Origin of the sequence: Microvirga sp. RSM25, assembly GCF_044784385.1 — a bacterium.
Lineage (GTDB): Bacteria > Pseudomonadota > Alphaproteobacteria > Rhizobiales > Beijerinckiaceae > Microvirga > Microvirga tunisiensis.
Map to the genome: position 1 here is coordinate 4,526,818 of NZ_CP173039.1, position 24,950 is coordinate 4,551,767.

The 24,950-nt window shown below is 65.5% G+C and carries 21 protein-coding genes and 1 pseudogene; 12 read left to right on the forward strand and 10 right to left on the reverse strand.

Annotated elements, in window-relative coordinates; translation table 11 throughout:
- Nucleotides 1-178 precede the first annotated feature (178 nt).
- The 6 genes and pseudogenes from ACD578_RS21495 to ACD578_RS21520 form a co-directional block, all read left to right on the forward strand.
- Nucleotides 179-472: pseudogene (locus tag ACD578_RS21495) on the forward strand (outer-membrane lipoprotein carrier protein LolA); the annotation flags it as partial.
- A 52-nt stretch (nt 473-524) separates the two neighbouring features.
- Nucleotides 525-752 (forward strand): outer-membrane lipoprotein carrier protein LolA, encoded by a 228-nt coding sequence (locus ACD578_RS21500; protein ID WP_404293982.1) that lies wholly within the window; start codon nt 525-527, stop codon nt 750-752.
- Nucleotides 753-1,104: 352 nt separating this feature from the next.
- Nucleotides 1,105-1,920: an exodeoxyribonuclease III gene (xth, locus tag ACD578_RS21505; RefSeq protein WP_404288340.1), complete on the forward strand. Its 816-nt coding sequence runs from the start codon at nt 1,105-1,107 to the stop codon at nt 1,918-1,920.
- 67 nt (nt 1,921-1,987) lie between these two features.
- Nucleotides 1,988-3,481, forward strand: a complete 1,494-nt coding sequence (locus ACD578_RS21510; protein ID WP_404288342.1) for an HWE histidine kinase domain-containing protein — start codon at nt 1,988-1,990, stop codon at nt 3,479-3,481.
- Between the two features lie 138 nt (nt 3,482-3,619).
- The gene (locus tag ACD578_RS21515) at nt 3,620-4,540 is read left to right on the forward strand and encodes a Cache 3/Cache 2 fusion domain-containing protein (protein WP_404288344.1); all 921 of its coding nucleotides are present in this window, start codon (nt 3,620-3,622) and stop codon (nt 4,538-4,540) included.
- A gap of 50 nt (nt 4,541-4,590) precedes the next feature.
- The gene (locus ACD578_RS21520) at nt 4,591-5,331 is read left to right on the forward strand and encodes a methyl-accepting chemotaxis protein (protein ID WP_404288346.1); all 741 of its coding nucleotides are present in this window, start codon (nt 4,591-4,593) and stop codon (nt 5,329-5,331) included.
- 12 nt (nt 5,332-5,343) lie between these two features.
- Here ACD578_RS21520 and ACD578_RS21525 read toward each other — a convergent pair whose 3' ends face one another.
- The gene (locus ACD578_RS21525) at nt 5,344-5,838 is read right to left on the reverse strand and encodes a cyclic nucleotide-binding domain-containing protein (protein WP_152710864.1); all 495 of its coding nucleotides are present in this window, start codon (nt 5,836-5,838) and stop codon (nt 5,344-5,346) included.
- A 9-nt stretch (nt 5,839-5,847) separates the two neighbouring features.
- Nucleotides 5,848-6,534: a response regulator transcription factor gene (locus tag ACD578_RS21530; protein WP_404288348.1), complete on the reverse strand. Its 687-nt coding sequence runs from the start codon at nt 6,532-6,534 to the stop codon at nt 5,848-5,850.
- A 238-nt stretch (nt 6,535-6,772) separates the two neighbouring features.
- Here ACD578_RS21530 and ACD578_RS21535 point away from each other — a divergent pair, with 238 nt between their 5' ends.
- Nucleotides 6,773-7,306 carry a L,D-transpeptidase gene (locus tag ACD578_RS21535; protein WP_404288350.1) on the forward strand — a complete coding sequence of 178 codons (534 nt, stop codon included), beginning with the start codon at nt 6,773-6,775 and terminating at the stop codon, nt 7,304-7,306.
- 165 nt (nt 7,307-7,471) lie between these two features.
- Here the strand turns inward: ACD578_RS21535 and ACD578_RS21540 are convergent, their stop codons facing one another.
- Together ACD578_RS21540 and ACD578_RS21545 are read right to left on the reverse strand one after the other, a co-directional pair.
- Nucleotides 7,472-8,986, reverse strand: coding sequence for an ABC-F family ATP-binding cassette domain-containing protein (locus ACD578_RS21540; RefSeq protein WP_404288352.1), 1,515 nt, complete (start codon nt 8,984-8,986; stop codon nt 7,472-7,474).
- 338 nt (nt 8,987-9,324) lie between these two features.
- Complete coding sequence (locus tag ACD578_RS21545; RefSeq protein ID WP_404288354.1) at nt 9,325-10,251, reverse strand: LysR family transcriptional regulator; 927 nt, start codon at nt 10,249-10,251, stop codon at nt 9,325-9,327.
- Between the two features lie 120 nt (nt 10,252-10,371).
- On the opposite strand from ACD578_RS21545, the gene ACD578_RS21550 reads away from it, so the two are divergent.
- Complete coding sequence (locus tag ACD578_RS21550) at nt 10,372-11,367, forward strand: aldo/keto reductase (protein ID WP_404288356.1); 996 nt, start codon at nt 10,372-10,374, stop codon at nt 11,365-11,367.
- 252 nt (nt 11,368-11,619) lie between these two features.
- Here the strand turns inward: ACD578_RS21550 and ACD578_RS21555 are convergent, their stop codons facing one another.
- A complete protein-coding gene (locus tag ACD578_RS21555; protein WP_404288358.1) occupies nt 11,620-12,300 on the reverse strand; it encodes a YggS family pyridoxal phosphate-dependent enzyme in 681 nt (226 codons plus the stop codon).
- A 259-nt stretch (nt 12,301-12,559) separates the two neighbouring features.
- Here ACD578_RS21555 and leuS point away from each other — a divergent pair, with 259 nt between their 5' ends.
- The 3 genes from leuS to holA are packed head-to-tail and all read left to right on the forward strand — an operon-like array spanning nt 12,560 to nt 16,728.
- Nucleotides 12,560-15,181, forward strand: coding sequence for a leucine--tRNA ligase (gene leuS, locus ACD578_RS21560; RefSeq protein WP_404288360.1), 2,622 nt, complete (start codon nt 12,560-12,562; stop codon nt 15,179-15,181).
- Complete coding sequence (lptE, locus tag ACD578_RS21565; RefSeq protein WP_404288362.1) at nt 15,168-15,704, forward strand: LPS assembly lipoprotein LptE; 537 nt, start codon at nt 15,168-15,170, stop codon at nt 15,702-15,704. The genes leuS and lptE overlap by 14 nt, the downstream gene beginning before the upstream one ends.
- Before the next feature lie 4 nt (nt 15,705-15,708).
- On the forward strand, nt 15,709-16,728 hold the full coding sequence (gene holA / locus ACD578_RS21570; RefSeq protein ID WP_404288364.1) for a DNA polymerase III subunit delta: 1,020 nt from the start codon (nt 15,709-15,711) through the stop codon (nt 16,726-16,728).
- A gap of 167 nt (nt 16,729-16,895) precedes the next feature.
- On the opposite strand, the gene ACD578_RS21575 is transcribed toward holA, so the two are convergent.
- The 5 genes from ACD578_RS21575 to mnmE all read right to left on the reverse strand — a co-directional run bounded on the left by ACD578_RS21575 (nt 16,896) and on the right by mnmE (nt 22,775).
- A complete protein-coding gene (locus tag ACD578_RS21575; protein WP_404288366.1) occupies nt 16,896-17,780 on the reverse strand; it encodes a ParB/RepB/Spo0J family partition protein in 885 nt (294 codons plus the stop codon).
- Between the two features lie 18 nt (nt 17,781-17,798).
- Nucleotides 17,799-18,638 carry a ParA family protein gene (locus ACD578_RS21580; RefSeq protein ID WP_404288368.1) on the reverse strand — a complete coding sequence of 280 codons (840 nt, stop codon included), beginning with the start codon at nt 18,636-18,638 and terminating at the stop codon, nt 17,799-17,801.
- Nucleotides 18,635-19,249 (reverse strand): 16S rRNA (guanine(527)-N(7))-methyltransferase RsmG, encoded by a 615-nt coding sequence (rsmG, locus tag ACD578_RS21585; RefSeq protein WP_404288370.1) that lies wholly within the window; start codon nt 19,247-19,249, stop codon nt 18,635-18,637. Before rsmG ends, ACD578_RS21580 begins: the two co-directional genes overlap by 4 nt.
- 11 nt (nt 19,250-19,260) lie before the next feature.
- Nucleotides 19,261-21,144, reverse strand: a complete 1,884-nt coding sequence (mnmG, locus tag ACD578_RS21590) for a tRNA uridine-5-carboxymethylaminomethyl(34) synthesis enzyme MnmG (RefSeq protein ID WP_404288372.1) — start codon at nt 21,142-21,144, stop codon at nt 19,261-19,263.
- 320 nt (nt 21,145-21,464) lie between these two features.
- Nucleotides 21,465-22,775: a tRNA uridine-5-carboxymethylaminomethyl(34) synthesis GTPase MnmE gene (gene mnmE / locus ACD578_RS21595; protein WP_404288374.1), complete on the reverse strand. Its 1,311-nt coding sequence runs from the start codon at nt 22,773-22,775 to the stop codon at nt 21,465-21,467.
- 123 nt (nt 22,776-22,898) lie between these two features.
- Here mnmE and ACD578_RS21600 point away from each other — a divergent pair, with 123 nt between their 5' ends.
- Nucleotides 22,899-24,935, forward strand: coding sequence for a thioredoxin domain-containing protein (locus ACD578_RS21600; protein WP_404293984.1), 2,037 nt, complete (start codon nt 22,899-22,901; stop codon nt 24,933-24,935).
- Nucleotides 24,936-24,950: the final 15 nt, after the last annotated feature.

Below are 24,950 nucleotides of genomic sequence, written 5' to 3' on the forward strand. Positions count from 1 at the left end.
TCGCGCCACACCCGAGACCCAACCGTCTCGGCCCGTCATCCCCAGACCGGCGAATGCGGAGCAGGTTCTGGCCGTGACCGCGCCCCTTCCGCCGAGCCGCCCCGTGACGGCGGAGAGTCACGAAGCACCCGAACCGCATCCTATCGCCATTGCACCCAAGCCCATCGTCACCGCCGCCATGGGGCCTGTGGCCCTCCGCCAGCCGCTGCCGAACGACGTGGTGGTGGAGCGAGCCAATGCCTATTTCACGAACCTGAGCACTCTGGTGGCCGATTTCACGCAAGTGGGCGGCGATGGGCGCAGGCAGGGCGGCACCCTCTATCTCCAGCGTCCCGGCAAGGTACGGTTCGAATACGACCCGCCCGCCACCCTCCAGGTGATCGCCGACGGCCGGTCCGTCGCCGTGCGCGACCGCAAGCTCGCCACCCAGGATCTCTATTCGATCTCCCAGACGCCGCTGAAATTCCTCCTGCGCGAGCGGGTCAATCTCGGCCAGGACATCAGGATCACAGGCATCATCAATGATGGCGATTCGGTGCGAGATCAACCTGGAAGACTCCTCGACCCTCGGCGGCACGTCCCGCATCGCGCTCTATTTCGACAGCCAGGTGGAGAGCCTGAACCAATGGCGCATCGTCGACGCCCAGGGCTTCCAGACGGTGGTGGTGCTGGGCAGGATCGAGCGCGGCCGCCGGATCGACCAGGACCTGTTCAAGATCCAGTACGAAGCCCTCGTGGGCGGGAACAAGTAGGATCGCCTTCGCGGCTGTTTCAAATGGGTTTGATTTGAACCTGAGCAGGCTCCTGAGACCTTCGTCCTGAGAGTTCGATCCTGGGGGTTTCTCAGACACCCACCTCCTTCGTCATCACCGGCCTTGTGCCGGTGATCCCGATTGTCCGAGGTGCAGCGCTTTTTTGTATCGGGATGGCCGGCACGAGGCCGGCCATGACACAAGAGATGTGGCGTCATTCCCGGCTGGAGATCGCGACGAGACACCTTTCCGCTTCTCTCGCCGGCTTCTCTCGCCGGGGATGATAAGACCGCCCTTCCCTCCGGCGAAAATCTGTCGTAGCCGGAACAGATCTTCCGAAGGGCCACACCCCGTGCAACTGACCGTCTCGACCTGGAACATCAATTCCGTTCGCCTGCGCATCGACCAGGTGGGCCGCTTCCTGAAGGAGCGGCGTCCCGACATCCTGTGCCTGCAGGAAACCAAATGCCCGAACGACAAGCTGCCCCTGAAGGAGCTGCAGGCGTTCGGTTACCCTTTCGTCGTCCATATGGGCCAGAAGGGCTATAACGGGGTCGCCATCCTGTCGCGCTATCCCTTCACGGAGACCGGCGTGATGGAGATGTGCGGCCGCCAGGATGCGCGCCACATCACCGTCACCTTGAGCCGCGAAGCCAAGGCGGCGGCAGGCGTCACGATCCATAACTTCTATGTCCCCGCCGGCGGGGACATCCCCGATCAGGGACTCAACGAGAAATTCAAGCACAAGCTCGACTTCATGGCCGAGATGCGCTCATGGGGCAGCCGTTCGAAGCCCACCTCCGCGCCGGCCATTCTCGTGGGTGATCTCAACGTGGCGCCGCTCGAACACGATGTCTGGAGCCACAAGCAGCTTCTCGACGTGGTGAGCCACACCCCGGTCGAAACGCAAGCGCTGGAGGAGCTGCGCCAGGAGGCGGAATGGGTCGACGCCATGCGGGCCCTCCGCCCCGAGCCGGAGAAGATCTACTCCTGGTGGAGCTACCGCTCGCCGGACTGGGCCGCCGCCGACAAGGGCCGCCGGCTCGATCACATCTGGCTGTCGAAGGACATGAAGGACACCCTGCGCTCCATCGACGTCAGCCGCGAGACCCGCGGCTGGGACCGGCCCTCCGACCACGCGCCCGTGACGGCGGTGCTGGAGCTGTAAGGGCTTCCGCGGAGCGGCAAAACCGCCCAGCCGTTTCGTGGCGGAAAAACTCTGCTATGGTTTTCCCATGACTCAAGGGAATGCCGTCGCTCGCGATGAATCGGGCACAGAGCAGGACGATAGCGCGGCCGTCGAAGCGGTCGGCCGTATCGATGCCGTCGCCTCCATCCTCGAACTCGTGCTGGACAGCACCGGCCTCGGATTCGGGGCCGTTGCCCGGGTGACCGACACCTCCTGGACCGCCTGTGCGGTGCTCGACCGGATCGGCTTCGGCCTTCCCGTCGGCGGAACGCTCGAGGTCGCGACCACCTTCTGCTCGGAGATCCGCGCCTCCAGCACGCCCATCGTGATCGATCAGGCCAGCACGGACCAAGTCTATTGTTCCCACCGGACGCCCAAGATGTACGGCTTCGAAAGCTACATCGCGGTTCCGATCATCCTGCGCTCAGGCGAAATCTTCGGCACGATCTGCGCGCTCGATCCCAAGCCGGCCAAGCTGTCCGACCCCAAGACCCTGAAGACCCTGCAGCTCTTTGCCGACCTGATCGGCTCGCAGCTCGAGCTCGACGAGACGCTGGCCGATCTCAGAGCTGAGCGGGAGCACCTGCACACATTGTTCCGGCAGATGCCGAGCATGATGAGCGTCGTCCGCGGGCCGGATCACATCCTCGAAATGGCCAACGACGCCTATCGCCGCTTCGTGGGCGAGGAGCGGGCGCTCATCGGGCGTTCCATGCGCGAGACCCTGCCGGAGCTCGCGGGCCAGGGTTTCTTCGAGCTGAGGGACCAGGTTTACCGGACCGGGCGGCCCCATATCGGGCGCGGCCAGCGCGTGCTGCTGGCGGGCGATGCCGAGGGCACTCTCGAAGAGCATTTCCTCGATTTCATCTATCAGCCGATGAAGGATGCCGAGGGGAGCGTGATCGGGATCTTCAGCGAGGCCATCAACATCACCGATCACAAGCGGGCGCTCGACCACCAGGGCCTGCTGATCAACGAGCTGAATCACCGGGTGAAGAACACGCTCGCGACCGTGCAGTCCATCGCGTTCCAGTCGCTCAAGAACGCCGAGACCCTGGACCATGCCCAGGAGAGGCTGGAGAGCCGGCTGATGGCGCTCGCGCGCGTCCACGACGTGCTGACGCGGGAGAGCTGGGACAGCGCCGAGCTGCGCACCATCGTGCACCAGGCGATCTCTCCCTTCGAGAGTGTGGATCTGCAGCGCTTCGTCCTGTCCGGCCCGGCGATCAAGCTGCCTCCGCGCCAGGTGCTGCCCCTGTCCATGGCGATCCACGAGCTTCTGACGAACGCCCTGAAATACGGGGCCCTCTCCGTGCCGTCCGGCTGGATTTCCATCTCGTGGGACCTCGCCGCAGAGGGCGAGGAGGTGACGCTCCGATGGGACGAGAACGGCGGGCCTCCTGTCCAGCCGCCATCCGCCCGCGGCTTCGGCACCCGTCTGATCGAGCGTGGCTTGGCTCAGGAACTCGGCGGATCCGTCGTGATCGACTTCGACCCGTCCGGTGTGATTTGTACCATCGTGTTTCCGCTTGCGGGCTAGCGTATCCGGCCGCCCGCTGAAAGTGAGGGTCACTCTGGAAGCACATTGCGGAAAAGCGGCCCTTCAACCCGGCCTTTGACGGGTTGTTAACCGGTTTTTGCGAAGGCTTCTGCACGACTTTCCCTAAGGTAAACAACCGTGCAGTTCCTCGCCCATCGGAAGCTTTCCCACCTCACGACGGCCGCCATGGTGGCTTTCGTCGTGATGACCGCCGCCGCTCTCTTCGCAGCCGTCTCTCTTCAGACCCGTTCCGACGTCGAGACCAAAGCGCTGGCTCAGCTCCAATCCAATGTGCGCACCTTCGTGGGGATCCTGCGCGGCTCGATCGACAATCTTACGGTGAAGAAGGATGCCGCGGGCGCCGTCACCGGGATCACCGTGAACGACGACGCGGTGTTCTACAGCGACGAGCTGGCCGACCGGATCGCCGAGGCCACGCAGGCTCCGGCGACCCTGTTCGTGAAGGACAAGACGAGCGGAAACATGGTTCGCCGCGCCACCAACATGCGCAATCCCGACGGCTCCCGCGCCGTCGGCACGGCGATGGACCGCAACGGCGTCATCTTCCCCATCGTGTCGGCGGGCGGCACCTATGTGGGCAAGGCCACGATTCTCGGCAGCGACTATCTCCTGGTGAACCTGCCCGTCTTCGGCCAGAGCGGACAGGTTCTGGGCGTCCTCGGCAGCGGCTTCCAGGTCACCGCCCTCCAGGCCTCGGCCAACCGCCTCCTGTGGCAGGTGGGGGTCGTGTCCCTGGCCGCCGTCCTCGTGCTGACCCTGGCGGCGATCCTGTCGGCCCGGATGCTGTTCCGGCCGATCCCGAAGCTGGCCCAGACCATGAAGAGCCTGGCCCACGGAGAGACCGCGCTGACGGTTCCCTACCTCGCCTGGAGGAACGAGATCGGCGAGATGGCTCGCGCGGTGGAAATCTTCCGCGAGAACACGGCTGAACGTCAGCGGCTCGCCGTCGAGCAGGCCAGCGAGAGCGGCGCGAAGATGCAGCGCGCCATGAAGCTCGACGAGCTGACGCGCCAGTTCGAATCAATGTCTCGGCGCTGACGCAAGGGTTGGCTGCCGCGGCCTCGGAAATGGAGGCGACCGCCCAGACCATGACGACCACGGCCGATCGGACCAATCGACAATCCGTCAGCGTGGCGGCGGCAGCCGAGCAGACATCGAGCAGCGTGCAGACCGTCGCGGCGGCGACGGAAGAGATGTCGATCTCGATCCGGGAGATCGCCCGCCAGGTCAACCAGTCGTCCCAGATCTCCTTCGAGGCGGTCGAGAGCGCCAAGCGGACCAACGGCATCGTGCAGGCCCTGTCGAGCAGCGCCGAGCGCATCGGCGACGTGATCACGCTGATCAACAATCTGGCCGCCCAGACCAACCTCTTGGCGCTCAACGCCACCATCGAGGCGGCGCGCGCCGGCGAGGCCGGCAAGGGCTTCGCCGTGGTGGCCTCCGAGGTCAAGAACCTGGCGACCCAGACCGCCAAGGCCACCGACGAGATCGGCTCGCAGATCGCCCAGATCCAGGGTGCCACCCACGAAGCCGTCGGTGCGATCCACGGCATCCAGACGATCATCGATCAGATCTCGACCATCTCGACCGGGATTGCCGCCGCGATGGAGGAACAAGGCGCCACGACGGGCGAGATCTCGCGCAGCGTCCAGGACGCCGCCCACGGCACTGGTCAGGTGACGGAGAGCATCGAGAGCGTGAAGCATGGTGCGGGCGAGACCGGCGCGGCGGCAACCCAGGTCCTGGGTGCGGCCCAGGAGCTTGCCCGCTATGCGGAGAACCTCAGCCGCGAGGTCGACGTCTTCCTGACCGACGTCAAGGCCGCGTGAGGGGCAAACCCCTCACGCCTCATCCGGCGCCTTTGCCGGGATGTCCTCGCCGTCGATGGCGATGAGTTGCTGGCGGACCCGCTCCAGGCCCTCCGTGAGGCGGGTCAGCTCCTCGGCCATGGCCTCCTGGATCGCCGCGGCGGCGTCCGGGAATTCCTCCAGCACCCGGCGCATGAGGCTCGGCGTCACGCGGATGATGGCCGAGGGCTCGCGGGCGGTCGCGGTCGCGCGGCGCTCGATGCGGGCGAACAAGGCCGCCTGCCCGATGAGAGAGCCGGGACCGGCCAGGAAGGTTTCGGGCGAACCGTCGTCGCTGGCGTCGAGCGCGATGGCGCCGCGGCTCACCACATAGCCGCCGTCCGCGCGGTCTCCTTTTCGGAACAGCACGTCGCCTTCGCGGTAGGTCCGGCTCTCCGACGCGAAGGCGACGAGGCGCAGGGCATCCCGCTCCAGCAGGTTGAACAGCGGAGCCTGGCTTAAGACTGTGATGTCGTCGTCCAGCGCCATGATGCTTTTTTACGGAATCAGCTTGTAGCCACCGGGCTCGGTGACCAGGATGCTGGCATTGGACGGATCGGTCTCGATCTTCTGGCGCAGGCGGTAGATATGCGTCTCGAGGGTGTGCGTGGTGACGTTGGAATTGTAGCCCCAGACCTCGGTGAGCAGGGTGTCGCGTCCGACCACCGCCTGACCGGCGCGGTAGAGATAGCGCAGGATCGCCGTTTCCTTCTCGGTCAGCTTGAGCTTGGAGCCCTTGTCGGTGGTGAGAAGCTTCGAGCCGGGGCGGAAGATGTACGGCCCGATCTGGAACACCGCATCCTCGCTCGCCTCGTATTGGCGCAGCTGCGCCCGGATGCGGGCGAGCAGTACGGCGAACTTGAACGGCTTGACCACATAGTCGTTGGCCCCCGCCTCCAGGCCCATGACCGTATCGGACTCCGAGCCCTGGGCGGTCAGCATGATGATCGGGCTGCGGAAGCCGTTCTGGCGCATAACCTTGACCGCCTCGCGCCCGTCCATGTCGGGCAGGCCCACGTCCATGATGGCGAGATCGATCCGGTCCCCCTTCACCGCCTCGATGGCGCCCATGGCCGTCTCGGCGGTCGCGACCTGAAACTCGTCATAGAATCCGAGCTGTTCGGCTAGGGTGTCGCGCAGGTCCTGATCGTCATCGACGACGAGGAGGCGGCTGGCATTCGACATCTCAAACCCTTCAACACGATGGACTGCACAAGTCGCGTAAGCGGCCTTCGAAAAGCGGGAACCGCTTGAGCCTCAAGCCGGTCCGTCCGCCCCATTACCGCCGCGCACGATCCCGGACCGAAAATCGCCGCCTGGCCTTCGGCCGGCGCGAGCCTTGAGCTTTGGATCATGCTCGACGCATAACAGTAGTCATTCCCAGCTTGACAACAAGAGGGACCTTGCGTCCCTTCCACTGCCCATGAAACTCTCTCGCGTCAATGTCATCCGCGTCTTCCGCTCCCCGCTCGACCACAGGCGCGGGCGTCTCGAGGCCGGCAATCTCGTCATTCCCTGCGCCCTCGGACGCTCGGGCACTGCCTACGCCAAGCGCGAGGGCGACGGTGCCTCGCCGGTCGGGCGCTTCGCAATCCTGCAGGCCTTTTACCGCCCCGACCACATTCCCCGGCCCCGAACCGGCCTTCGCTTAAGGCCGATACGCCCCACCGACGGCTGGTCCGACGACGTGAAGGATCGCCGCTACAACCGCCTCGTTCCCCTGCCCTGCCCCACCGGCCACGAAAAGATGTGGCGGGACGACCATCTCTACGACGTGGTGCTCGACATCGCCTGGAACCGCCGGCCGATCCGACGAGGCCGCGGCAGCGCCATCTTCCTGCATCTCGCCCGCCCGGGCCTCCTGCCCACGGAAGGCTGCGTCGCCGTCGACAAACGCATGATCCGCCGCCTGCTGGAGCGGATCGGGCCGAACACGCGGATCGAGATCGTGGGCTGACCATGGGCCCTCATTACCCCTCCCGTCATGGCCGGGCCTGTCCCGGCCATCCCGATGAGGAAAAGCTCAGTGCCTCACTTCATCGAGATCACCGACACGAGGCCGGTGATGACGTCTTTCACTCAATTTCACGTCCGGTACTAAATTAAGCGCGGCTCTCACCCCTCACCCGACCACGCTCTCGTAAAACGTCTCCGGCCCGTCGATCTCGCGCAGCCGGCCCTTGTCGATGAGCAGGAAGCGGGTGCCGATGGTTTTGACGAAGCTGCGATCGTGGGACACGACGATGCATGTGGCTTCCGCGTCGAGGATTTCGGATTCCAGCTGCTCGCGGCCCGGAATGTCCACGTGGTTGGTGGGCTCGTCCATGAGGTAGAAGTTCGGTTCGGTCAGGCGCAGAGCGAGCAAACCGAGCCGCGCCTTCTGGCCCGGCGACAACTTTGCGATGGGAAGCCCCTGCCTCTCGATGGAAAAGCCCGCCTCCGCCAGCACCGCGCGGCTGCGCTGATCGCCGAGGCGAAAGCGCGACAGAATGAAATCGTGCGCGGTGCTTCTCTCGGGCAATTGCTGCATATCCTGATCCACATAACCGAGGGCGAGGCTCGGAGTCACGCGGATGCCGGGCAGGCCCTCGGGCCGGTTCATCGCCTCGTGCAGCAGGCGAACGAGTTGCGACTTGCCGGCGCCGTTGCGGCCGAGCACCGCGATGCGGTCGCCCTGGGCCACGTCGAGCTTCGGAACCGCGAAGAGCTTGCGCCCATCCGGCGTCTGCACGGTGACGTTCTCCAGCGCCACGAGCACCCGCGCATGGGTGCCGCGATTGGCCAACCTGATCTCGCCCGGCCGCTCCTTGTGCACGGCGCGCGCATTCTGCTCCAGAGCATCGGCCCGGCGCTTGATCTGCGCGGATTTTATCTGCGCCGCATCGCTGCCGCTGTTGATGCCGACATTGCGCAGCGCCGAGGCGCTCTGCCGAAGGCGCTTCACCTCGCGCAGGGTCTTGTCCCGTTGCGTCTGCAGGGCCGCATCATGCGCATCGAGCAGGTCACGGGCGCGGCGATAGGGATGCGCGAAGGAGATCGATTCCTCCGGCCTCAGGAAAAGGGTTCTTGTCGTGCAGGCGTCGAGGAAATCGCGGTCGTGGCTCGCCACCACGATGGGCGCCGTATAGCCCGCCGCGTTGATCCAGGCCTCCAGCTTGAAGAGCTTTTCGAGATCGAGATGGTTCGTGGGCTCGTCGAGAAGCAGCAGATCGGGCTGTGTGATCCATGCACGGGCGATCAGCGCCAACCGCTGCCAGCCGCCGCTGAGCGCGCGCATCGGGAGGCTGCGCAGGTCGGCGGGCGTCTCGAACTCGTCGAGCACCATGTCGACGCGCCATTCCTGCCCTTCGCGCTCGTCAGCCGGGAGCGCCCGATGCAGCAGGTCATGGAAGGCAAGGTCGAGCAGGTTTGCCGGAACGTCCTGCTCCACGAGGGCGACGCGCAGGCCGCGCGAGCGGACGATGTCTCCCCCGGTTGGCTCGGTCAGGCCCGCAAGGCATTTGAGCAGCGTCGTTTTTCCGGCGCCGTTGGCCGCGACGAGCCCAAGGCGATCGCCCTCGCCGATGACGAGGTTCAGGTTCTGGAACAGGGGAGTGTGGGCGACGACGCCGACATTGCGAAGGGTCAGGGAAGCCATGCGATCAATCTCACTGGTGCAACGCGCTCGGGCGACAGCCATCGAAAGCGCGAGAAGTCTCGAACGTGTCGGACGCGCGGGAGCCTTGCGGAGCCACAAGCGCGATAAGCCGTTCAGAGCTGACCAGGATGAGATGAGGACGCGGGACGCATTTTCAGCGAAAGGGAAGCCGGTTCCGCTTCAAGAAAATGCGGCAAGGAAAACCCGCCGTCAGATCCGTTCGATGGTCGGCCCTGCAACAAGCTGCTGCAGGGCATGCCAGGGGCCGAACGTGCGTTGATGCATCGCTTCAAACATGCAGCCCTCCCTGGTTTCGAATGGTGATCGGGATCCGAGGCTTAACCGGAAAGAGCCACGGGCGCAATCTCGGGTGAGGGCCGCTTCTTGATGAAATCCACGAAGGCGCGCAGGGGTGCCGGCATGTGACGGCGGCTTTGATAGTAGAGGACGGGCCCGGAGAAGGGCTGCAGCCAATCCTCCAGCACGGGCACGAGGGCACCGCTCTTCAATTCCTGCTCGATGAATCCCTCGAAGGTGGCGATCAGGCCGAGCCCCTGAATCGCGGCGCTGATTTCCAGGTCGATGTTGTTGGCGATCACCCGGGCCGTGGGAGTGATCTTCACGATCTCGCCGTCGCGCTCGAACTCCCAGGGGTGCATCACGCCGCTGGCGAAGCGGTGGCGGATGCAGGCATGGTTCAGAAGGTCCGTCGGATGCGAGGGCCGGCCATGGGCAGCGAGATAAGCGGGCGCGCCGGCGACCAGGAAGCGCTGCACGCGCGGGCCGATGGGCACGGCGATCATGTCCTTCTCCAGTCGCTCGTCATAGCGGACACCCGCATCGAATCCGGCCGCCAGAACGTCGACGAAGCTGTCCTCGGTGGTTACCTCCAGGGCGATGCCCGGATGGGCGGCCAGGAACGGGCCGATGATCGGCGGAAGCACGAGACGGGCCACCGCTGTCGGAACGTTGAGCCGCAGCGTCCCGGTCGGCGAATCGCGAAAGCCGTTCACCGCGTCGAGCGCGGCGGCGACCTCGCTCAGAGCGGGGCTCAGGCGTTCGAGCAATCGCTGCCCGGCCTCCGTCGGCGTGACGCTGCGTGTGGTCCGATTCAGAAGCCGCACGCCGAGCCTCGTCTCTAGCCGGCGCAGGGCTTCGCTCAAGGACGAGGCCGAGACGCCGCGCAATCGCGCCACGCTGCGGAAGGAGCGCGCCCGCGCCACCGCTGCGAAGGCTTCGAGATCTGTGAGATCGACATCGCTCATTGTTCGAAAATCCAAACAGCCTGTTCTCGTTATGCCGGATTATCGCACGAACAGGAAGCGGGCATGATCCGTTGACGTCAGCGAAGAGCCGCCGGCCGCCATTTTTCGGGAGATCATCAGATGCAACACCGCCGCTTAGGGAAAACCGGTCCCTCCGTGTCCGCGCTCGGCCTCGGCTGCATGGGCATGTCGGGCATGTACGGACCGGCGGACCGGGCCGAGGGAATCGCCACCATCCATGCAGCGCTGGAGGCCGGCATCACCCTACTCGATACCGGCGACTTCTACGGCATGGGCCATAACGAGATGCTGGTCGGCGAGGCGCTCCAGGGGCGCGACCGCGATCAGGCCCTGATCAGCGTCAAGTTCGGCGCCATGCGCGATCCCGCCGGAGCGTGGCTCGGCTACGACGCCCGCCCGCAGGCCGTGAAAAGCTTTCTCGCCTATACCCTGCAGCGCCTGAGGGTCGACCATATCGACATCTACCGCCCGGCGCGGCTCGATCCGAACGTGCCGATCGAGGACACCATCGGGGCCATCGCCGACATGGTGAAGGCGGGTTACGTGCGCCATATCGGCCTGTCCGAGGTCGGCCCCGACACCATCCGCCGGGCCGCCGCCGTGCATCCGATCTGCGACCTCCAGATCGAGTACTCCCTGATCTCGCGCGGCATCGAGGACGCCATCCTGCCGGTCTGCCGCGAACTCGGCATCGGCATCACGGCCTATGGGGTGCTTTCGCGCGGTCTGATCAGCGGCCATTGGCAGGGCGAGACCACCGGCCCCGGCGATTTCCGCACCCATAGCCCTCGCTTCCAGGAGGGCAATGTCGAGAAGAACCTCGCGCTGGTCGAGGGTCTGCGGCGTCTGGCCGAGGCCAAGGGCGTCAGCGTCGCGCAGATCGCCATCGCCTGGGTGGCGGCGCAGGGCGATGACATCATCCCGCTCGTCGGCGCCCGCCGCCGCGATCGCCTCGCCGAGGCTCTCGGGGCCCTCGACGTCAAGCTCACCGAGGAGGATCTCGCGGCCATCGAGCGGATCATCCCCAAGGGCGCGGCCGCCGGCGACCGCTATCCGTCCGCCCAGATGGCCATGCTGGACAGCGAGAGGGTGTGAGGAGGCGTGAGCGACCGCTCCCCTCGTCCTGCGCGTCCCTCGCCGTCGTCCACCACTCCACCACGTCATGGCCGTCCCCGGACTTGATCCGGGGATCAGTCCCGGCCATCCCGATCGGAAGAGCCCGGCGTTTCAGGCCACCGGGATCACCGGCACAAGGCCGGTGATGACGAGCGAGGAGGTTGTCAGTTCTTGATCTCAGGGTGAGGCGAAGCCTCGGCTTCAGCACCGAGGCGCTGATCCGCGGTTTACTTATTCGGCCTTTGGCCGACTCCCGAAGATCGCGCTGCCGACCCGCACATGGGTGGCGCCGAGCTGGATCGCCGCGTCGAAATCGGCGCTCATGCCCATGGACAGCATGGCGAGGCCGTGGCGCCTGGCGATGGTGTTGAGCAGCGCGAAATGGGGCGACGGCGGGTCCTCCGCCGGCGGGATGCACATGAGGCCCGCGATCTCCAGGCTGTATTTGCTGCGGCAGGCCTCGAGGAAGGCATCGACCTCGGCCGGGATCACGCCGCCCTTCTGCGGCTCCTCGCCGGTGTTCACCTGTACCAGCAGGCGCGGCCTCTTACCCTGCCTGACGATCTCCTTGGCGAGCGCTTCGGCGAGCGACGGGCGGTCGAGGGTGTGGATCACGTCGAAGAGCTCCACCGCCTCCCGGGCCTTGTTGGACTGCAGCGGGCCGATCATGTGCAGCTCCACATCGGCAAAGCGCTCGCGCAAGGCCGGCCATTTGGCCTTGGCTTCCTGTACGTAATTCTCGCCGAACACCCGCTGGCCTGCGGCGAGCACCGGCTCGATCTCCTCCGCCGGGAAGGTTTTGGAGACCGCCACGAGGGTGATGGAGGATGGGTCGCGGCCATAATCGGAGGCCGCGCGCCGGATGCTCTCCTGCACCTGTTTCAAGCCTTCGACCGCGCCGTTCTCGCTCATGGCATCCTCTCTCGCTCCGCACTGTCATCCCCGGCCCGAGATGGCGAACGCCATCACGCGAGAAGGGGATCCATGGTCAGCCACACCGCGATAGTCCCCTTGCCGGCTCTGCGAGCCGTCGAGGATGACACACCGCGTCGGATCTTGACCGTCTCGCCCGCGCGAAACCGTTGACCGCGCGGGAGAGCTGTGTCCTAGTCCGCGCCAACGCTGCGGCGCAAGCCGCTTGAATCGCTAAACGACGGATGTGCTGAGAAAAATGAGGCCCGAGCGCTACAACGCCAAGGAAGCCGAGCTGAGATGGCGGCAGGTCTGGAACGACCGCGACCTGTTCAAGACGAACAACGACGACCCGCGTCCGAAATACTACGTGCTCGAGATGTTCCCGTATCCGTCGGGACGCATCCATATGGGTCACGTGCGCAATTACACCATGGGCGACGTGGTGGCGCGCTACAAGCGCGCGCGTGGCTTCAACGTGCTCCACCCCATGGGCTGGGACGCTTTCGGGATGCCGGCGGAGAACGCTGCCATGCAGAACAAGGTCCACCCGAAGGAATGGACCTACGCCAACATCGCCACCATGCGCTCCCAGCTGCAATCGATGGGTCTCGCCATCGACTGGAGCCGCGAGATCGCGACCTGCGATCCGAGCTATTACAAGCATCAGCAGCGCATGTTCCTGGACTTCCTGGAAGCAGGCCTCGTCGACCGCAAGACCGCCAAGGTGAACTGGGATCCGGTCGATCACACCGTGCTCGCCAACGAGCAGGTGATCGACGGCCGCGGCTGGCGCTCGGGCGCCCTGGTCGAGCAGCGCGAGCTGACCCAGTGGTTCCTGAAGATCACCGATTTCGCCCAGGATCTCGACGACAGGCTCGACACCCTCGACCGCTGGCCGGAGAAGGTGCGCCTGATGCAGCGCAACTGGATCGGCCGCTCGGAGGGCCTGCTGGTGCGCTTCGCGTTGAAGCCGGAGACGGTCCCGAACGGCGACACCGAGCTGCAGATCTACACCACGCGTCCGGACACCCTGTTCGGCGCGAAGTTCATGGCCGTTGCGCCCGATCATCCGCTCGCCAGGGCGGCTGCCGAGAAGAACCCCGAGCTGGCTGCCTTCATCGAGGAATGCAAGCGCATGGGCACGGCGCAGGAAGCCATCGACAAGGCCGAGAAGCTCGGATTCGACACAGGGGTTCGCGCCGAGCATCCGTTCGACCCGAATTGGACGCTGCCGGTCTATGTGGCGAACTTCATCCTGATGGAATACGGCACGGGCGCCATCTTCGGCTGCCCGGCGCACGACCAGCGCGACCTGGACTTCGTCAACAAATACGGGCTGGGCAACACGCCGGTGGTCTGCCCGCCGGATGTCGAACCGAATGCCTTCGTCATCACCGATACGGCCTATGACGGCGACGGCCGGATGATCAATTCCCGCTTCCTCGACGGCATGACCATCGAAGAGGCCAAGGAGGAGGTCGCCCGCCGCCTGGAATCGCAGACCCGCGGCAACCGTCCGGTGGCCGAGCGCAAGGTGAATTTCCGCCTGCGCGACTGGGGCATCTCGCGCCAGCGCTACTGGGGCTGCCCGATCCCGATTATCCATTGCGATGAATGCGGCGTCGTGCCGGTGCCGAAGGATCAGCTGCCGGTGGTGCTGCCGGAGGACGTGTCCTTCGACGTGCCGGGCAACCCGCTCGACCGTCACGCGACCTGGAAGCACGTGGATTGCCCGCAATGCGGCGGGAAAGCCCGCCGCGAGACCGACACCATGGACACCTTCGTGGATTCGTCCTGGTACTTCGCGCGCTTCACCGACCCGACCCTGACGGACAAGCCGACGGACCGCGCGACCGTGGACCATTGGCTGCCCGTCGACCAGTATATCGGCGGCATCGAGCACGCGATCCTGCACCTGCTCTATTCGCGCTTCTTCACCCGCGCGATGAAGAAGACGGGCCATGCCGGCGTCGACGAGCCCTTCGCGGGCCTGTTCACGCAAGGCATGGTGGTGCACGAGACCTACAAGGATGCGAGCGGCGGCTGGGTGCTGCCCGCGGACGTGCGCTTCGAGACGCAAGGCGCGGCACGCAAGGCGTTCCATGTGGAGACCGGCGCACCTGTCGAGATCGGCTCCATCGAGAAGATGTCGAAGTCGAAGAAGAACACGGTCGATCCGGACGAGATCATCGCATCCTACGGCGCCGATACGGCGCGTTGGTTCATGCTCTCAGACTCGCCGCCGGAGCGCGACGTGATCTGGACCGAGGAGGGTGTGCAGGGCGCGGGTCGCTTCGTCCAGCGCGTCTGGCGCCTCGTCGGCGATCTCGCCGAGCGCATGGCGGCCGGGGATTCCGCTGCCGCGGAAGGCCCCATCGCCACCGCCGTCCGCAAGGCGGCGCACAAGGCGCTGGCGGCTGTCGAGGACGATGTCGAGCGTCTGCGCTTCAACCGCTGCGTCGCCCATCTCTACGAGCTCGCCAACAGCCTGCAGGATCTGTCGAACCAGGCCAAGACCAGCGACGAGCCGGGCTTGGGCCAGGCCTTCGCTGAGGCCGGGCGCATCTTCGTGCAGCTGCTCGCCCCGATGATGCCGCATCTCGCCGAGGAATGCTGGGAATCCCTGGGCCAGCAGGGCCTCGTGTCCGACACGGCCTGGCCGGTGGTCGACCGGTCGCTTCTGGTGGAGGACACGGTCACCCTCCCCGTGCAGGTCAACGGCAAGAAGCGGGCTGACGTGACGGTTGCCCGCGATGCGGATCAGGCTACTGTCGAGGCGGCTGTGCTCTCGCTCGATGCCGTGCAAAAGGCGATGGAGGGAAAGCCCGCCCGCAAGATCATCGTGGTTCCCCAAAGGATCGTGAATGTCGTCGCTTAAGTTCAAAGGCCTTGCCCACGTCGTTCTCGTGGCAGGCCTGTCTCTCGGCCTGTCCGCCTGCTTTCGGCCGCTCTATGGCCCGACCGCCTCGGGCCAGTCGCTCCAGACAGTCCTGGCCTCCATCGACGTGCCCGAGCTGCAATGGCCGCCGGCGCTCGCCAATACGGGGCATTACCTGCGCAGCGAGTTGGTCTACCTCCTCAACGGCTCGGGATCGGACACGCCCAAGCGCTACAAGCTTGCATTGCGCATGAGCGAGACCCAATCGAGCCCGGTGGTCGACATCGAGACCGGCACGGCCAGCTCCGTCATCGTCGGCGGGACCCTGACCTATACGCTGACGAGCCTGGACGGAAAGACGGTGGTCGCACAGGGCACGGCCACATCGGCCACGAGCTTCGACCGCTTCCCGCAGCGCTTCGCCAATATCCGGGCGGCGCGAGACGCGGAAATCAGGCTCGCCAAGGATCTGGCGCAGCAGGTGAGGACGCGCTTGTCGGCGACGCTCGCAACCCAAAGCTGACCCGATGGTCGCCGTCAAAGCAGGTGACGTGGACGGAGCACTGCGGCGCCCCGATCCGCGCATCGGCGTCTTCCTGTTCTACGGGCCCGACATGGGCCTGATCAACGAGCGTGCGCGCGCCGTCGCCGAACGTTCGGTGGATGATCCCTCGGACCCGTTCCAGCTCATCCGCATCGATGGCGACGACATCGCCTCGGACCCGGCCCGTCTCGCGGACGAGGCCGGGACCATAGGGCTGTTCGGCGCTAAGCGCGCGATCTGGGTGAAATCGACCTCGCGCAACATCGCACCGGCGGTCGATGCGGTTCTGAAAGGCGAATTGCAGGATACGGTGATCATCATCGAGGGCGGCGATCTGCAGAAATCCTCGCCGCTGAGGACATTGTGCGAGCGTTCGCAGAAAGCGCTCGCCCTGCCCTGCTATGCGGATACGGGCCGCGATCTCGGCGCGGTCGTCGACGAAGCCTTGAAAGCCGACGGTTTTTCGATTCAGCGCGAGGCCAGAGCGGCGCTGATCGCGAGCCTCGGCGGCGACCGGCTTGCCACCCGCGGAGAACTCGCCAAGCTCATGCTCTATGCCCATGGCCAGCGCGAGATCACGCTGGCCGACGTGGATGCGATCATGAGCGACGTGTCGAGTCTCGCCATGGATGCGGTGGTCGACGCCGCCTTTGCCGGCGAAGGCACGGGCCTGGAGACCGGTTCCCGGCGTCTCGCAGCGGAAGGCGTGAATGCATCCGTGCTGCTCGGCGCCGCGCTCCGCCATGCCTTGATGCTGCTGACGGCGCGGCTTTCCGTAGAGGAAGGACGCCCGATCCCCGCTGTGATGGAAAGCATGCGCAGCCTGCACTTCCGGCGCAAGCCCCTGGTCGAACGCCATCTCCAGCGCTGGACGAGCGACAGCCTCAAGGATGCCATCGCGTTGCTTCAGACCAACCTGCTGCAAACCCGCCGTCTCGGCGATCTCGCCGATACGATCGCGGCCAAGACCCTGCTCGACATCGCAAGAGCGGCAAGGCGGTAGGTGCTGACCCAGTAAGCAAATTCTACTGTGTCATGGCCGTCCCCGGACTCGATCCGGGGATGGGTCCCGGCCATCTCTCTTGGAAAAGTTCGGCGCATCAATCAAACGGGATCACCGGCACAAGGCCGGTGATGACGACAGAGCCATAGTGCCGTGAAGAGCAACTCTTACGGATTCAACCGCCGGCACAGGCCGTCGAGCTGCTCCAGGGTCTTGTACTTGATGCGCAATTCACCGCCCTTGCCCTTGTGATCGATGCTGACGGTGAGGCCGAGCACGTCCTGCAGGGCCTTTTCGAGCGCGCGGGTGTCCGGGTCCTTTTCCACCTTGGCGGGCTTCGCCGTCGCGGCCTCCGTCTTCGCAGGATCGGCATTGTCGTTCTGCGCGATCTCCTCGACCTGGCGCACGCTCAGGCCTTCGTCGAGGACCCGCTTGGCGACCTGCAACGGATCCTTCACGGAGAGCAGGGCGCGGCCGTGGCCGGCGGTGAGCTTGCGCTCCATCAGGAGCTTGCGCACCCCGACGGGGAGATCGGCGAGGCGCAGCATGTTGGCGATGTGGCTGCGGCTCTTGCCGATGATCTTCGAGAGGTTCTCCTGCGTATAGGAGAACTCGACCATCAGCCGGGAATAGCCTTCCGATTCCTCGATCGGGTTGAGGTCGGCGCGCTGCACGTTTTCGAGGATCGCGTATTCGAGCGAGGTCTTGTCGTCGATCGTGACGACGACCACGGGCACCTTGTGCAGGCCCGCCTTCTGCGCCGCGCGCCAGCGGCGCTCACCGGCGACGATCTCGTATTCCTCCCGGTGGTTCGGAATCGGCCGCACCACGATGGGCTGGATGATGCCGCGATCCTTGATCGACTGGGTCAGCTCCTGCAGATCGTCGTCGTCGAATCGCTTGCGCGGATTGCGCGGGTTCGGGCGCAGGAACTCCACTGGCACGTGGCGGGGTACAAAGCCCTTTCGCTCGAGGTTGCCCATTTCGTCCCCGACCTCGCCGATCAGGGCGGCCAATCCACGGCCGAGACGCGACTTACCTTCTTCTGCCATTGTCTCTCTCAAATGTTCTTAAGCCGCGCGCAGGGCGCGTTCACGCTGAATGACTTCGGACGCCAAACGGAGATAGGCCTGCGAGCCGGCGCATTTCAGATCGTAGAGCAACACCGGCTTGCCGTGCGACGGAGCCTCGGACACGCGGACGTTGCGCGGGATCATGGTCTCGTAAACCTTGTTGCCCATGAACTGGCGCACGTCGGCGACGACCTGCCCCGAGAGGTTGTTGCGCGGGTCGAACATGGTCAGCACGACGCCGTGGATCGTGAGATCCGGATTGAGCGCCGAACGGACCTGCTCGACCGTCTTGATCAGCTGGCTGAGGCCTTCCAGAGCGAAAAATTCGCATTGGAGCGGTACCAGAACCGCGTCAGCAGCGGTCAAGGCATTGATGGTCAAAAGATTGAGCGATGGCGGGCAATCGATCAAAATATAGGTAAAAGGTTCACTTACCTCGGAGGCCGAAAGGCTCTGAATCGCCGAGCGAAGTCGATGCGACCGATTCCGCTCGTTCGCGATCTCCAACTCGACACCAAGCAGGTCGAGAGTCGAGGGCGCGACCGATAATCCGGGCACCACGGTCTCGGTGATGCTCTCGGCCAGCGAGGCTTCACCGGCTAGCACATGGTAGGTCGAGATCTGGCGGCTCTTCCGGTCGATGCCGAGACCTGTCGAGGCGTTGCCCTGCGGGTCGAGATCGATGATCAGCACCTTCTCGCCGATGGCGGCGAGCGCCGTGCCGAGGTTGATCGCCGTCGTCGTCTTCCCGACGCCCCCCTTCTGGTTGGCGAGCACGAGAACGCGCGGCGTCACGCCACGCGCGCCTGCTTCGGGTCCGTTGCGGTCGGTCATCATGAATGGCTCTCGATGGAGGTTATGCGAAGAATCCTGGCCTCAGGATCGGTCAGGCTTGGCAGGATCTCTGCCTCGAATGTCCACTTTTTCCGGGCCTCGGTCAATTCAATCTCGGCGTCGCGCCCCTTGGGAAACAGGCCCATTGTCCCCGCTTTCAACAAGGGCTCGGTCCAATCCAGCAGCATAGTGAGCGATGCCAGGGCGCGAGCCGAGACCACGTCGGCCTTGCCGACGAAGTCGGGCACCTGGGTTTCCAGCCGCGCTTCGTGCACCTTGGCCGGGGCTCCCGTCAGCCGGGCGATGTGACGGAGGAAGGCGCACTTGCGCGAATTGCTCTCGACGAGGTGGACCTGGAGCCCCCTCTCCGCCCCCGCGATGGCGAGGACGAGACCGGGAAATCCGGCGCCGGCGCCCAGGTCGAGCCAGGTTCCGGCGTCCGGCGCGAGGTCCAGAAGCTGGAGCGAATCGACGATATGACGATCCCAGATCCGGTCGAGCGTGGCCGGGCCGACGAGGTTCTTGATCGCCTGCCAGCGGCGAAGTTCGCGCTCCAGCAACTCGAGCTTCTCGAATGTTTCACGTGAAACATTTAGGTCCGATGCAGTGATCATGGCGGATTTCGTCACGACAGCGCCTCGGCCATACGGATGTTTCGGCTTGGCGACTTGCGGGCATGGGCGGCGAGCAACGTCAGGGCCGCCGGCGTGATACCCTCGATCCTCGCCGCCTGACCCAGGGTCTTCGGACGGATCAGGGCGAGCTTGGCCTTGATCTCGTTCGACAAGCCGGGAAGCCCCTGGAAATCGATGCTCTCCTCCAGAACCACACTCTCGTCACGGCGATAGGCGGCGATGTCCGCCTGCTGGCGGTCGAGATAAACCGCATAGGTGGCATCCGTCTCCAGCCGTTCCCGCACGGGGATGCTCACGGCTGACAGGTCGGGCCACACCTGTGTCAGGTCGTTCCAGCCGACGCTCGGATAGGACAGAAGCTGATAGGCCGAGCGGCGAATGCCGTCCTGATTGAGTTCCAAGCCGTGGCGGGACCCTTCCTGCGGCGTCAGGGTCAGGGCGTGCAGCCGCTGCCGCGTCTCGCGGATCTCGTCCTGAGAGCGCCGGAAATGGGCCGCGCGCTCCGAGCCGACGCAGCCGAACTCCATGCCCTTGCCGGTCAGGCGCTCGTCCACATTGTCGATGCGCAGGCTGAGCCGGTATTCGGAGCGGGACGTGAACATGCGGTAAGGCTCACTCACCCCGCGGGTGATCAGGTCGTCGATCAACACACCGATATAGGATTCGGCCCGGTCGAACACGATACCGTCCTGGCCGCAAGCCCGGCGCGCCGCATTGAGGCCCGCGACGAGACCCTGGGCCGCCGCTTCCTCGTATCCAGTCGTTCCATTGATCTGGCCGGCCAGAAAGAGGCCCTGCACCGCCTTGGTTTCGAGCGCAGCATTCAGGTTGCGTGGATCGACGTAATCGTACTCGATGGCATAGGCCGGCTGGAGCATCCGCACCTGCTCCAGGCCCGGAATGTGCTTCAGGAACGCGAGCTGCACCTCCTCGGGCAGGGAGGTCGAGATGCCGTTCGGATAGACGGTGACGTCGTCCAGGCCCTCCGGCTCGAGAAAGATCTGGTGGCCGTCCCGGTCGCCGAAGCGCACGACCTTGTCCTCGATGGACGGGCAGTAGCGCGGTCCCCTGCCCTGGATCTCGCCGGAATACATGGCCGAGCGATGCAGATTGTCCCGGATCAGCTCATGCACCTTGGCCGTGGTGCGGGTAATGCCGCACTCGATCTGCGGGTTCGCAATCCGGGTCGTGAGCAGGGAGAACGGCACCGGCTCGTTGTCGGCCGCCTGCTTGTCGACGCCGGCCCAGTCGATGGTGCGGCCATCGAGGCGGGGCGGGGTGCCGGTCTTCAGCCGTCCGAGGGTGAAGCCGAGCCGCTCGAAGGTCTTCGGCAGGCCGAGCGAGGGACGTTCGCCCATGCGACCGGCCGGGATCTTCTTCTCGCCAATATGGATCAGCCCCGATAGAAAGGTGCCGGTAGTGATGATTACGGCTGCGGTTGCGAGCACACGGCCATCCGTGAGCAGGAGGCCCGTGACGCGGCCATCCTGGACGACGAGATCGTCGGCCTCCCCTTCCACGACGGTCAGATTCGGCGTCTGCAGCAGTTCGCCCTGCATGGCGCGGGCATAGAGCTTGCGGTCGGCCTGGGTGCGCGGCCCGCGGACCGCCGGACCCTTGCGCCGGTTGAGCAGGCGGAACTGGATGCCGGCCCGATCGGCGATACGGCCCATGACTCCGTCGAGGGCGTCGATCTCACGCACGAGATGGCCTTTACCCAGGCCACCGATGGCCGGATTACAGGACATGGCGCCGACGGTGGACAGTTTGTGCGTGACCAGGGCCGTGCGCGCGCCCATGCGGGCCGACGCGGCGGCCGCCTCGGACCCCGCGTGGCCGCCTCCCACGACGATCACATCGAACACCTGACTCATGTTGATCTCCATGCCGGAGCCGCGGATCCAGAGGTGGAGTGTACCTCATGGAACCGATCCGACGCTCGCTTTCCAGCCAAACACATCGCCCGGCGCGGAAAACCGAAAACACTTTCTCGCGCGATAGGCTTGGATCTAAATCCCGACGGGACAGAGGTCAAAAGGGCAAAATGTTTCACGTGAAACATTTCGGGCCCGGCCTCGCTTCTGCACATCCTGTTCACAGGCTGTACCCATCCGATTCAGCATTGTTCCACCGATTCGTGAACAGCCGAAAATCAACTCTCGCCGATTCGACTCAGCGTTACCGCAGGGACCGGTCATTTCCCGATGCAGAAGCTGGAGAACAGGCGGTCCAGCACATCCTCCACATCGACCCGGCCGGTGATCTCGCCAATGGCACGCGCGGCAAGCCGCACCTCTTCGGCCGCCAGTTCGAGCGGTCCATGGCCGACGAGCATGGCACGAGCCCGTTCCAGGGCCGCATGGGCGCGCTCCAGGGCCTTGCGGTGACGCTCGCGGGTGAGGATGGCATCGCCCTGCCCCATCAGCGCCGAGGCCTCCTCCTCGAGACGGGCGATCAGCTCCGGCAATCCCTCCCCGGTCGCGGCCGCGATCGTCAGATCGCAATCGTGTCGGACCCGATTCAAATCCGACTTCGTGCCTACCCTCAAAAGACGTTGAGCCTGAGGCGGTTCACTCTCCTCGCCTTCCGGCGGCATGAGCCAAAGCACGAGATCCGCATCCTGCGCCCGGGCCCGGGCCCGGGAGACGCCCTCCTGCTCGATCATATCGCCGCTCTCCCGCAGGCCCGCCGTATCGACGATGATCACAGGCAGGCCGCCGAGATCGCAATGGACCTCGATCACGTCGCGGGTCGTGCCGGCGACGGGCGAGACGATGGCCACGTCCCGACGGGCGAGCGCATTCAACAGGGTCGACTTGCCCGCATTCGGCGGTCCTGCCAGCACGACGGTCAGACCCTCGCGCAGACGCTCGCCGCTGCGGTTCGCCATGGCGCCTCCGATCTCGCCCCGGACCCGGTCGATCATCCCGAGGATCTCCTGCTCCAGATCCTCCGGCACGTCGCCCTCGTCGGAGAAATCGAGGCTCGCCTCGAGCAGCGCCAGGACCTGCAGCACGCTCTCGCGCCAGTTCTCGGCGGCGTTCCCGAGCCGTCCGCCGAGCTGGAGCATGGCCTGCCGGCGCTGCGCCTCGGTCTCGGCATCGATGATATCGGCGAGGCCTTCGACCTGGGCGAGGTCCATGCGCCCGTTGAGAAAGGCGCGGCGGGTGAACTCGCCGGCTTCCGCCGGGCGGCAATTGTCGATGCCGCCGAGAGCGCGCAGCACCGCGGCCCTGGTCGCCAATCCGCCATGGATCTGGAGCTCGGCCTGATCCTCGCCGGTAAAGCTCCCCGGCCCCGGCATCCACAGGACGAGGGCCTGATCGAGGGGTTCGCCGGTCGTCGGGTCCTTCAGCGTCCGCACGACCGCGCGCCGGGGCTCAGGCATTCGCTCTGTCATCCGCTCCAGCACGGTGCGGCTCTCCGGTCCGCTGATCCGGATCAGGCACACGGCGGCGCGGCCGTGACCGGAGGCAGTGGCGAAGATGGTGTCGTCCGAACGCATGAGGATGAACCTCGTGAGGAGAAGAGGATTTAAGGTTGATGAAGTCTTAAAACATGAAGCGCGGTCAGGATCGGTTCTGATCCGAATCGATCGAACTTGGAAGCCTTCGCCGGAGCAGACATGATGAACCGCCTGAATGAGGCCAGTTCCCCCTACCTTCTGCAGCACAGGGACAACCCTGTCCATTGGTGGGAATGGGGTCCGGAAGCCCTGGCCGAGGCCAGGCGGCTCGATAAGCCGATCCTCATCTCGATCGGCTACGCCGCCTGCCACTGGTGCCATGTGATGGCCCATGAGAGCTTCGAGGATCCGGACGTCGCCGCGGTCATGAATGAGCTCTTCGTCAACATCAAGGTCGACCGCGAAGAACGGCCGGATGTGGACCATGTCTATATGAGCGCGCTCCACCTGCTGGGCGAGCCCGGCGGCTGGCCCCTCACCATGTTCCTGACACCCGAGGGCGAGCCGTTCTGGGGCGGCACCTACTTTCCGAAGGAGGCCCGCTTCGGCCGCCCCGGCTTCGCCGGCGTGCTGCGTGAGATCAGCCGCCTCTACCACGCCGAGCCCGAACGCATCCTCAAGAACCGGGATGCGATCAAGCAGCACCTCGCCAAGACCGACCGGAGCGACGGCGGCACGCTTGGGCCCGACGATCTCGACCGCATGGGCCTGCGGCTCTCCGAGCTGATCGATACGGAAAACGGAGGTCTGCAGGGCGCGCCGAAATTCCCCAACCCGCCGATCCTCGAATATCTCTATCGCTATGCTGGCCGCACCGGTGACCAGGAGGCGAAGAGGCGTTTCCTCCTGACCCTGGAGCGCATGGCCCTCGGCGGCATCCGCGATCATCTCGGCGGCGGCTTCGCACGCTACTCCGTCGACGAGCGCTGGCTCGTGCCGCATTTCGAGAAGATGCTCTACGACAATGCGCAGCTCCTCGAGCTCTACGCGCTTGGCTTTGCGGAGACCGGCCGCGCCCTTTTCCGGGATGCCGCGGAGGGTATCGTCACTTGGCTCGACCGGGAGATGACCACACCCGAGGGCGCCTTCGCGTCGAGCCTCGATGCGGACTCGGAAGGCGAGGAGGGCCGCTTCTATGTCTGGAGCCTGGGCGAAATCCGCGAGGTCCTGGGCGCGGAGGATGCGGCCTTCTTCGCCAGGGTCTACGACATCTCGGAGGAGGGAAACTGGGAAGGCACGAACATCCCGAACCGGCTCATCTCCGGTGAGGCTCCATCCGCCGTGGAAGAACGGCTCGCGACCATGCGCGAAAAACTTCTGGAGCGGCGGGCCTCGCGGGTCAGGCCCGGCCTCGACGACAAGGTGCTGGCGGATTGGAACGGGCTGATGATCTCGAGCCTCGTGCGCGCCTCTCCCCTCCTCGGCCGGCCAGACTGGATCGGCCTCGCAGCCCGATCCTATCGTTTCGTGTCTGAATCGATGAGCCGCGACGGCCGGCTCGGCCATTCCTGGCGCGGCGGCGCGCTGATCTTCCCGGGCTTCGCCCTCGACCACGCCGCGATGATGCGGGCGGCGCTCGCCCTCTACGAAGCGACCTCCGAGCCCGCCTATCTCTCAAATGCGCAGACCTGGCGCGACGGGCTGCTCTCGGATTTCATGGTCACGGAGACCGGCTGCCTCGCCATGACTGCCCAGAATGCGGACCCACTGGTCGTCCGTCCCCGGCCGACCCATGACGATGCCGTGCCGAACGCCAACGGGGTCTTCGCCGAGGCTCTGGTCCGCCTGGCCCAGATCACGGAGACGCAGGACGATCTTCAACGGGCCTCGGAGATCCTGAGCCAGCTCGTCGGCATCGCCCGCTCGGCGCCGCTGGGCCATACCTCGATCCTCAACGCCCTCGACCTGCACCTGCGCGGCCTGAGCATCCTCGTCACGGGAAACAACGCGCAGGACTTGTTCGAGACCGCCCTGCAGGTCCCCTATCCCGACCGCAGCGTCCGCCGGCTGCGCGAGGATGAGACCCTCGACGAAAATCATCCGGCCAGCGCCCTCGCCTCCTCGGGCATGGACGCACAAGCCCTCGTCTGCGCCGGCATGCGCTGCTCGCTCCCGGTCACGGATGCGGACGGGTTGAAGACGCAGATCGCGGAGATGCTGACGCCGGTGCAAGGGCACGATCCCGCGAGCGGGCATTAGATCAAGTGTGAGAAC

Excerpts from the sequence above, each read along its gene's own strand:
- ACD578_RS21500 (WP_404293982.1), top strand. The coding sequence starts at position 525 with ATGGCGATTCGGTGCGAGATCAACCTGGAAGACTCCTCGACCCTCGGC.
- ACD578_RS21600 (WP_404293984.1), top strand. The coding sequence starts at position 22,899 with ATGAACCGCCTGAATGAGGCCAGTTCCCCCTACCTTCTGCAGCACAGG.
- ACD578_RS21550 (WP_404288356.1), top strand. The coding sequence starts at position 10,372 with ATGCAACACCGCCGCTTAGGGAAAACCGGTCCCTCCGTGTCCGCGCTC.
- ACD578_RS21530 (WP_404288348.1), bottom strand. The coding sequence starts at position 6,534 with ATGTCGAATGCCAGCCGCCTCCTCGTCGTCGATGACGATCAGGACCTG.
- ACD578_RS21535 (WP_404288350.1), top strand. The coding sequence starts at position 6,773 with ATGAAACTCTCTCGCGTCAATGTCATCCGCGTCTTCCGCTCCCCGCTC.
- holA (WP_404288364.1), top strand. The coding sequence starts at position 15,709 with ATGGTCGCCGTCAAAGCAGGTGACGTGGACGGAGCACTGCGGCGCCCC.
- leuS (WP_404288360.1), top strand. The coding sequence starts at position 12,560 with ATGAGGCCCGAGCGCTACAACGCCAAGGAAGCCGAGCTGAGATGGCGG.
- ACD578_RS21510 (WP_404288342.1), top strand. The coding sequence starts at position 1,988 with ATGACTCAAGGGAATGCCGTCGCTCGCGATGAATCGGGCACAGAGCAG.
- lptE (WP_404288362.1), top strand. The coding sequence starts at position 15,168 with ATGTCGTCGCTTAAGTTCAAAGGCCTTGCCCACGTCGTTCTCGTGGCA.
- ACD578_RS21555 (WP_404288358.1), bottom strand. The coding sequence starts at position 12,300 with ATGAGCGAGAACGGCGCGGTCGAAGGCTTGAAACAGGTGCAGGAGAGC.
- ACD578_RS21540 (WP_404288352.1), bottom strand. The coding sequence starts at position 8,986 with ATGGCTTCCCTGACCCTTCGCAATGTCGGCGTCGTCGCCCACACTCCC.
- mnmG (WP_404288372.1), bottom strand. The coding sequence starts at position 21,144 with ATGAGTCAGGTGTTCGATGTGATCGTCGTGGGAGGCGGCCACGCGGGG.
- ACD578_RS21545 (WP_404288354.1), bottom strand. The coding sequence starts at position 10,251 with ATGAGCGATGTCGATCTCACAGATCTCGAAGCCTTCGCAGCGGTGGCG.
- ACD578_RS21580 (WP_404288368.1), bottom strand. The coding sequence starts at position 18,638 with ATGATGACCGACCGCAACGGACCCGAAGCAGGCGCGCGTGGCGTGACG.
- ACD578_RS21575 (WP_404288366.1), bottom strand. The coding sequence starts at position 17,780 with ATGGCAGAAGAAGGTAAGTCGCGTCTCGGCCGTGGATTGGCCGCCCTG.
- mnmE (WP_404288374.1), bottom strand. The coding sequence starts at position 22,775 with ATGCGTTCGGACGACACCATCTTCGCCACTGCCTCCGGTCACGGCCGC.
- rsmG (WP_404288370.1), bottom strand. The coding sequence starts at position 19,249 with ATGATCACTGCATCGGACCTAAATGTTTCACGTGAAACATTCGAGAAG.
- ACD578_RS21525 (WP_152710864.1), bottom strand. The coding sequence starts at position 5,838 with ATGGCGCTGGACGACGACATCACAGTCTTAAGCCAGGCTCCGCTGTTC.
- ACD578_RS21520 (WP_404288346.1), top strand. The coding sequence starts at position 4,591 with ATGACGACCACGGCCGATCGGACCAATCGACAATCCGTCAGCGTGGCG.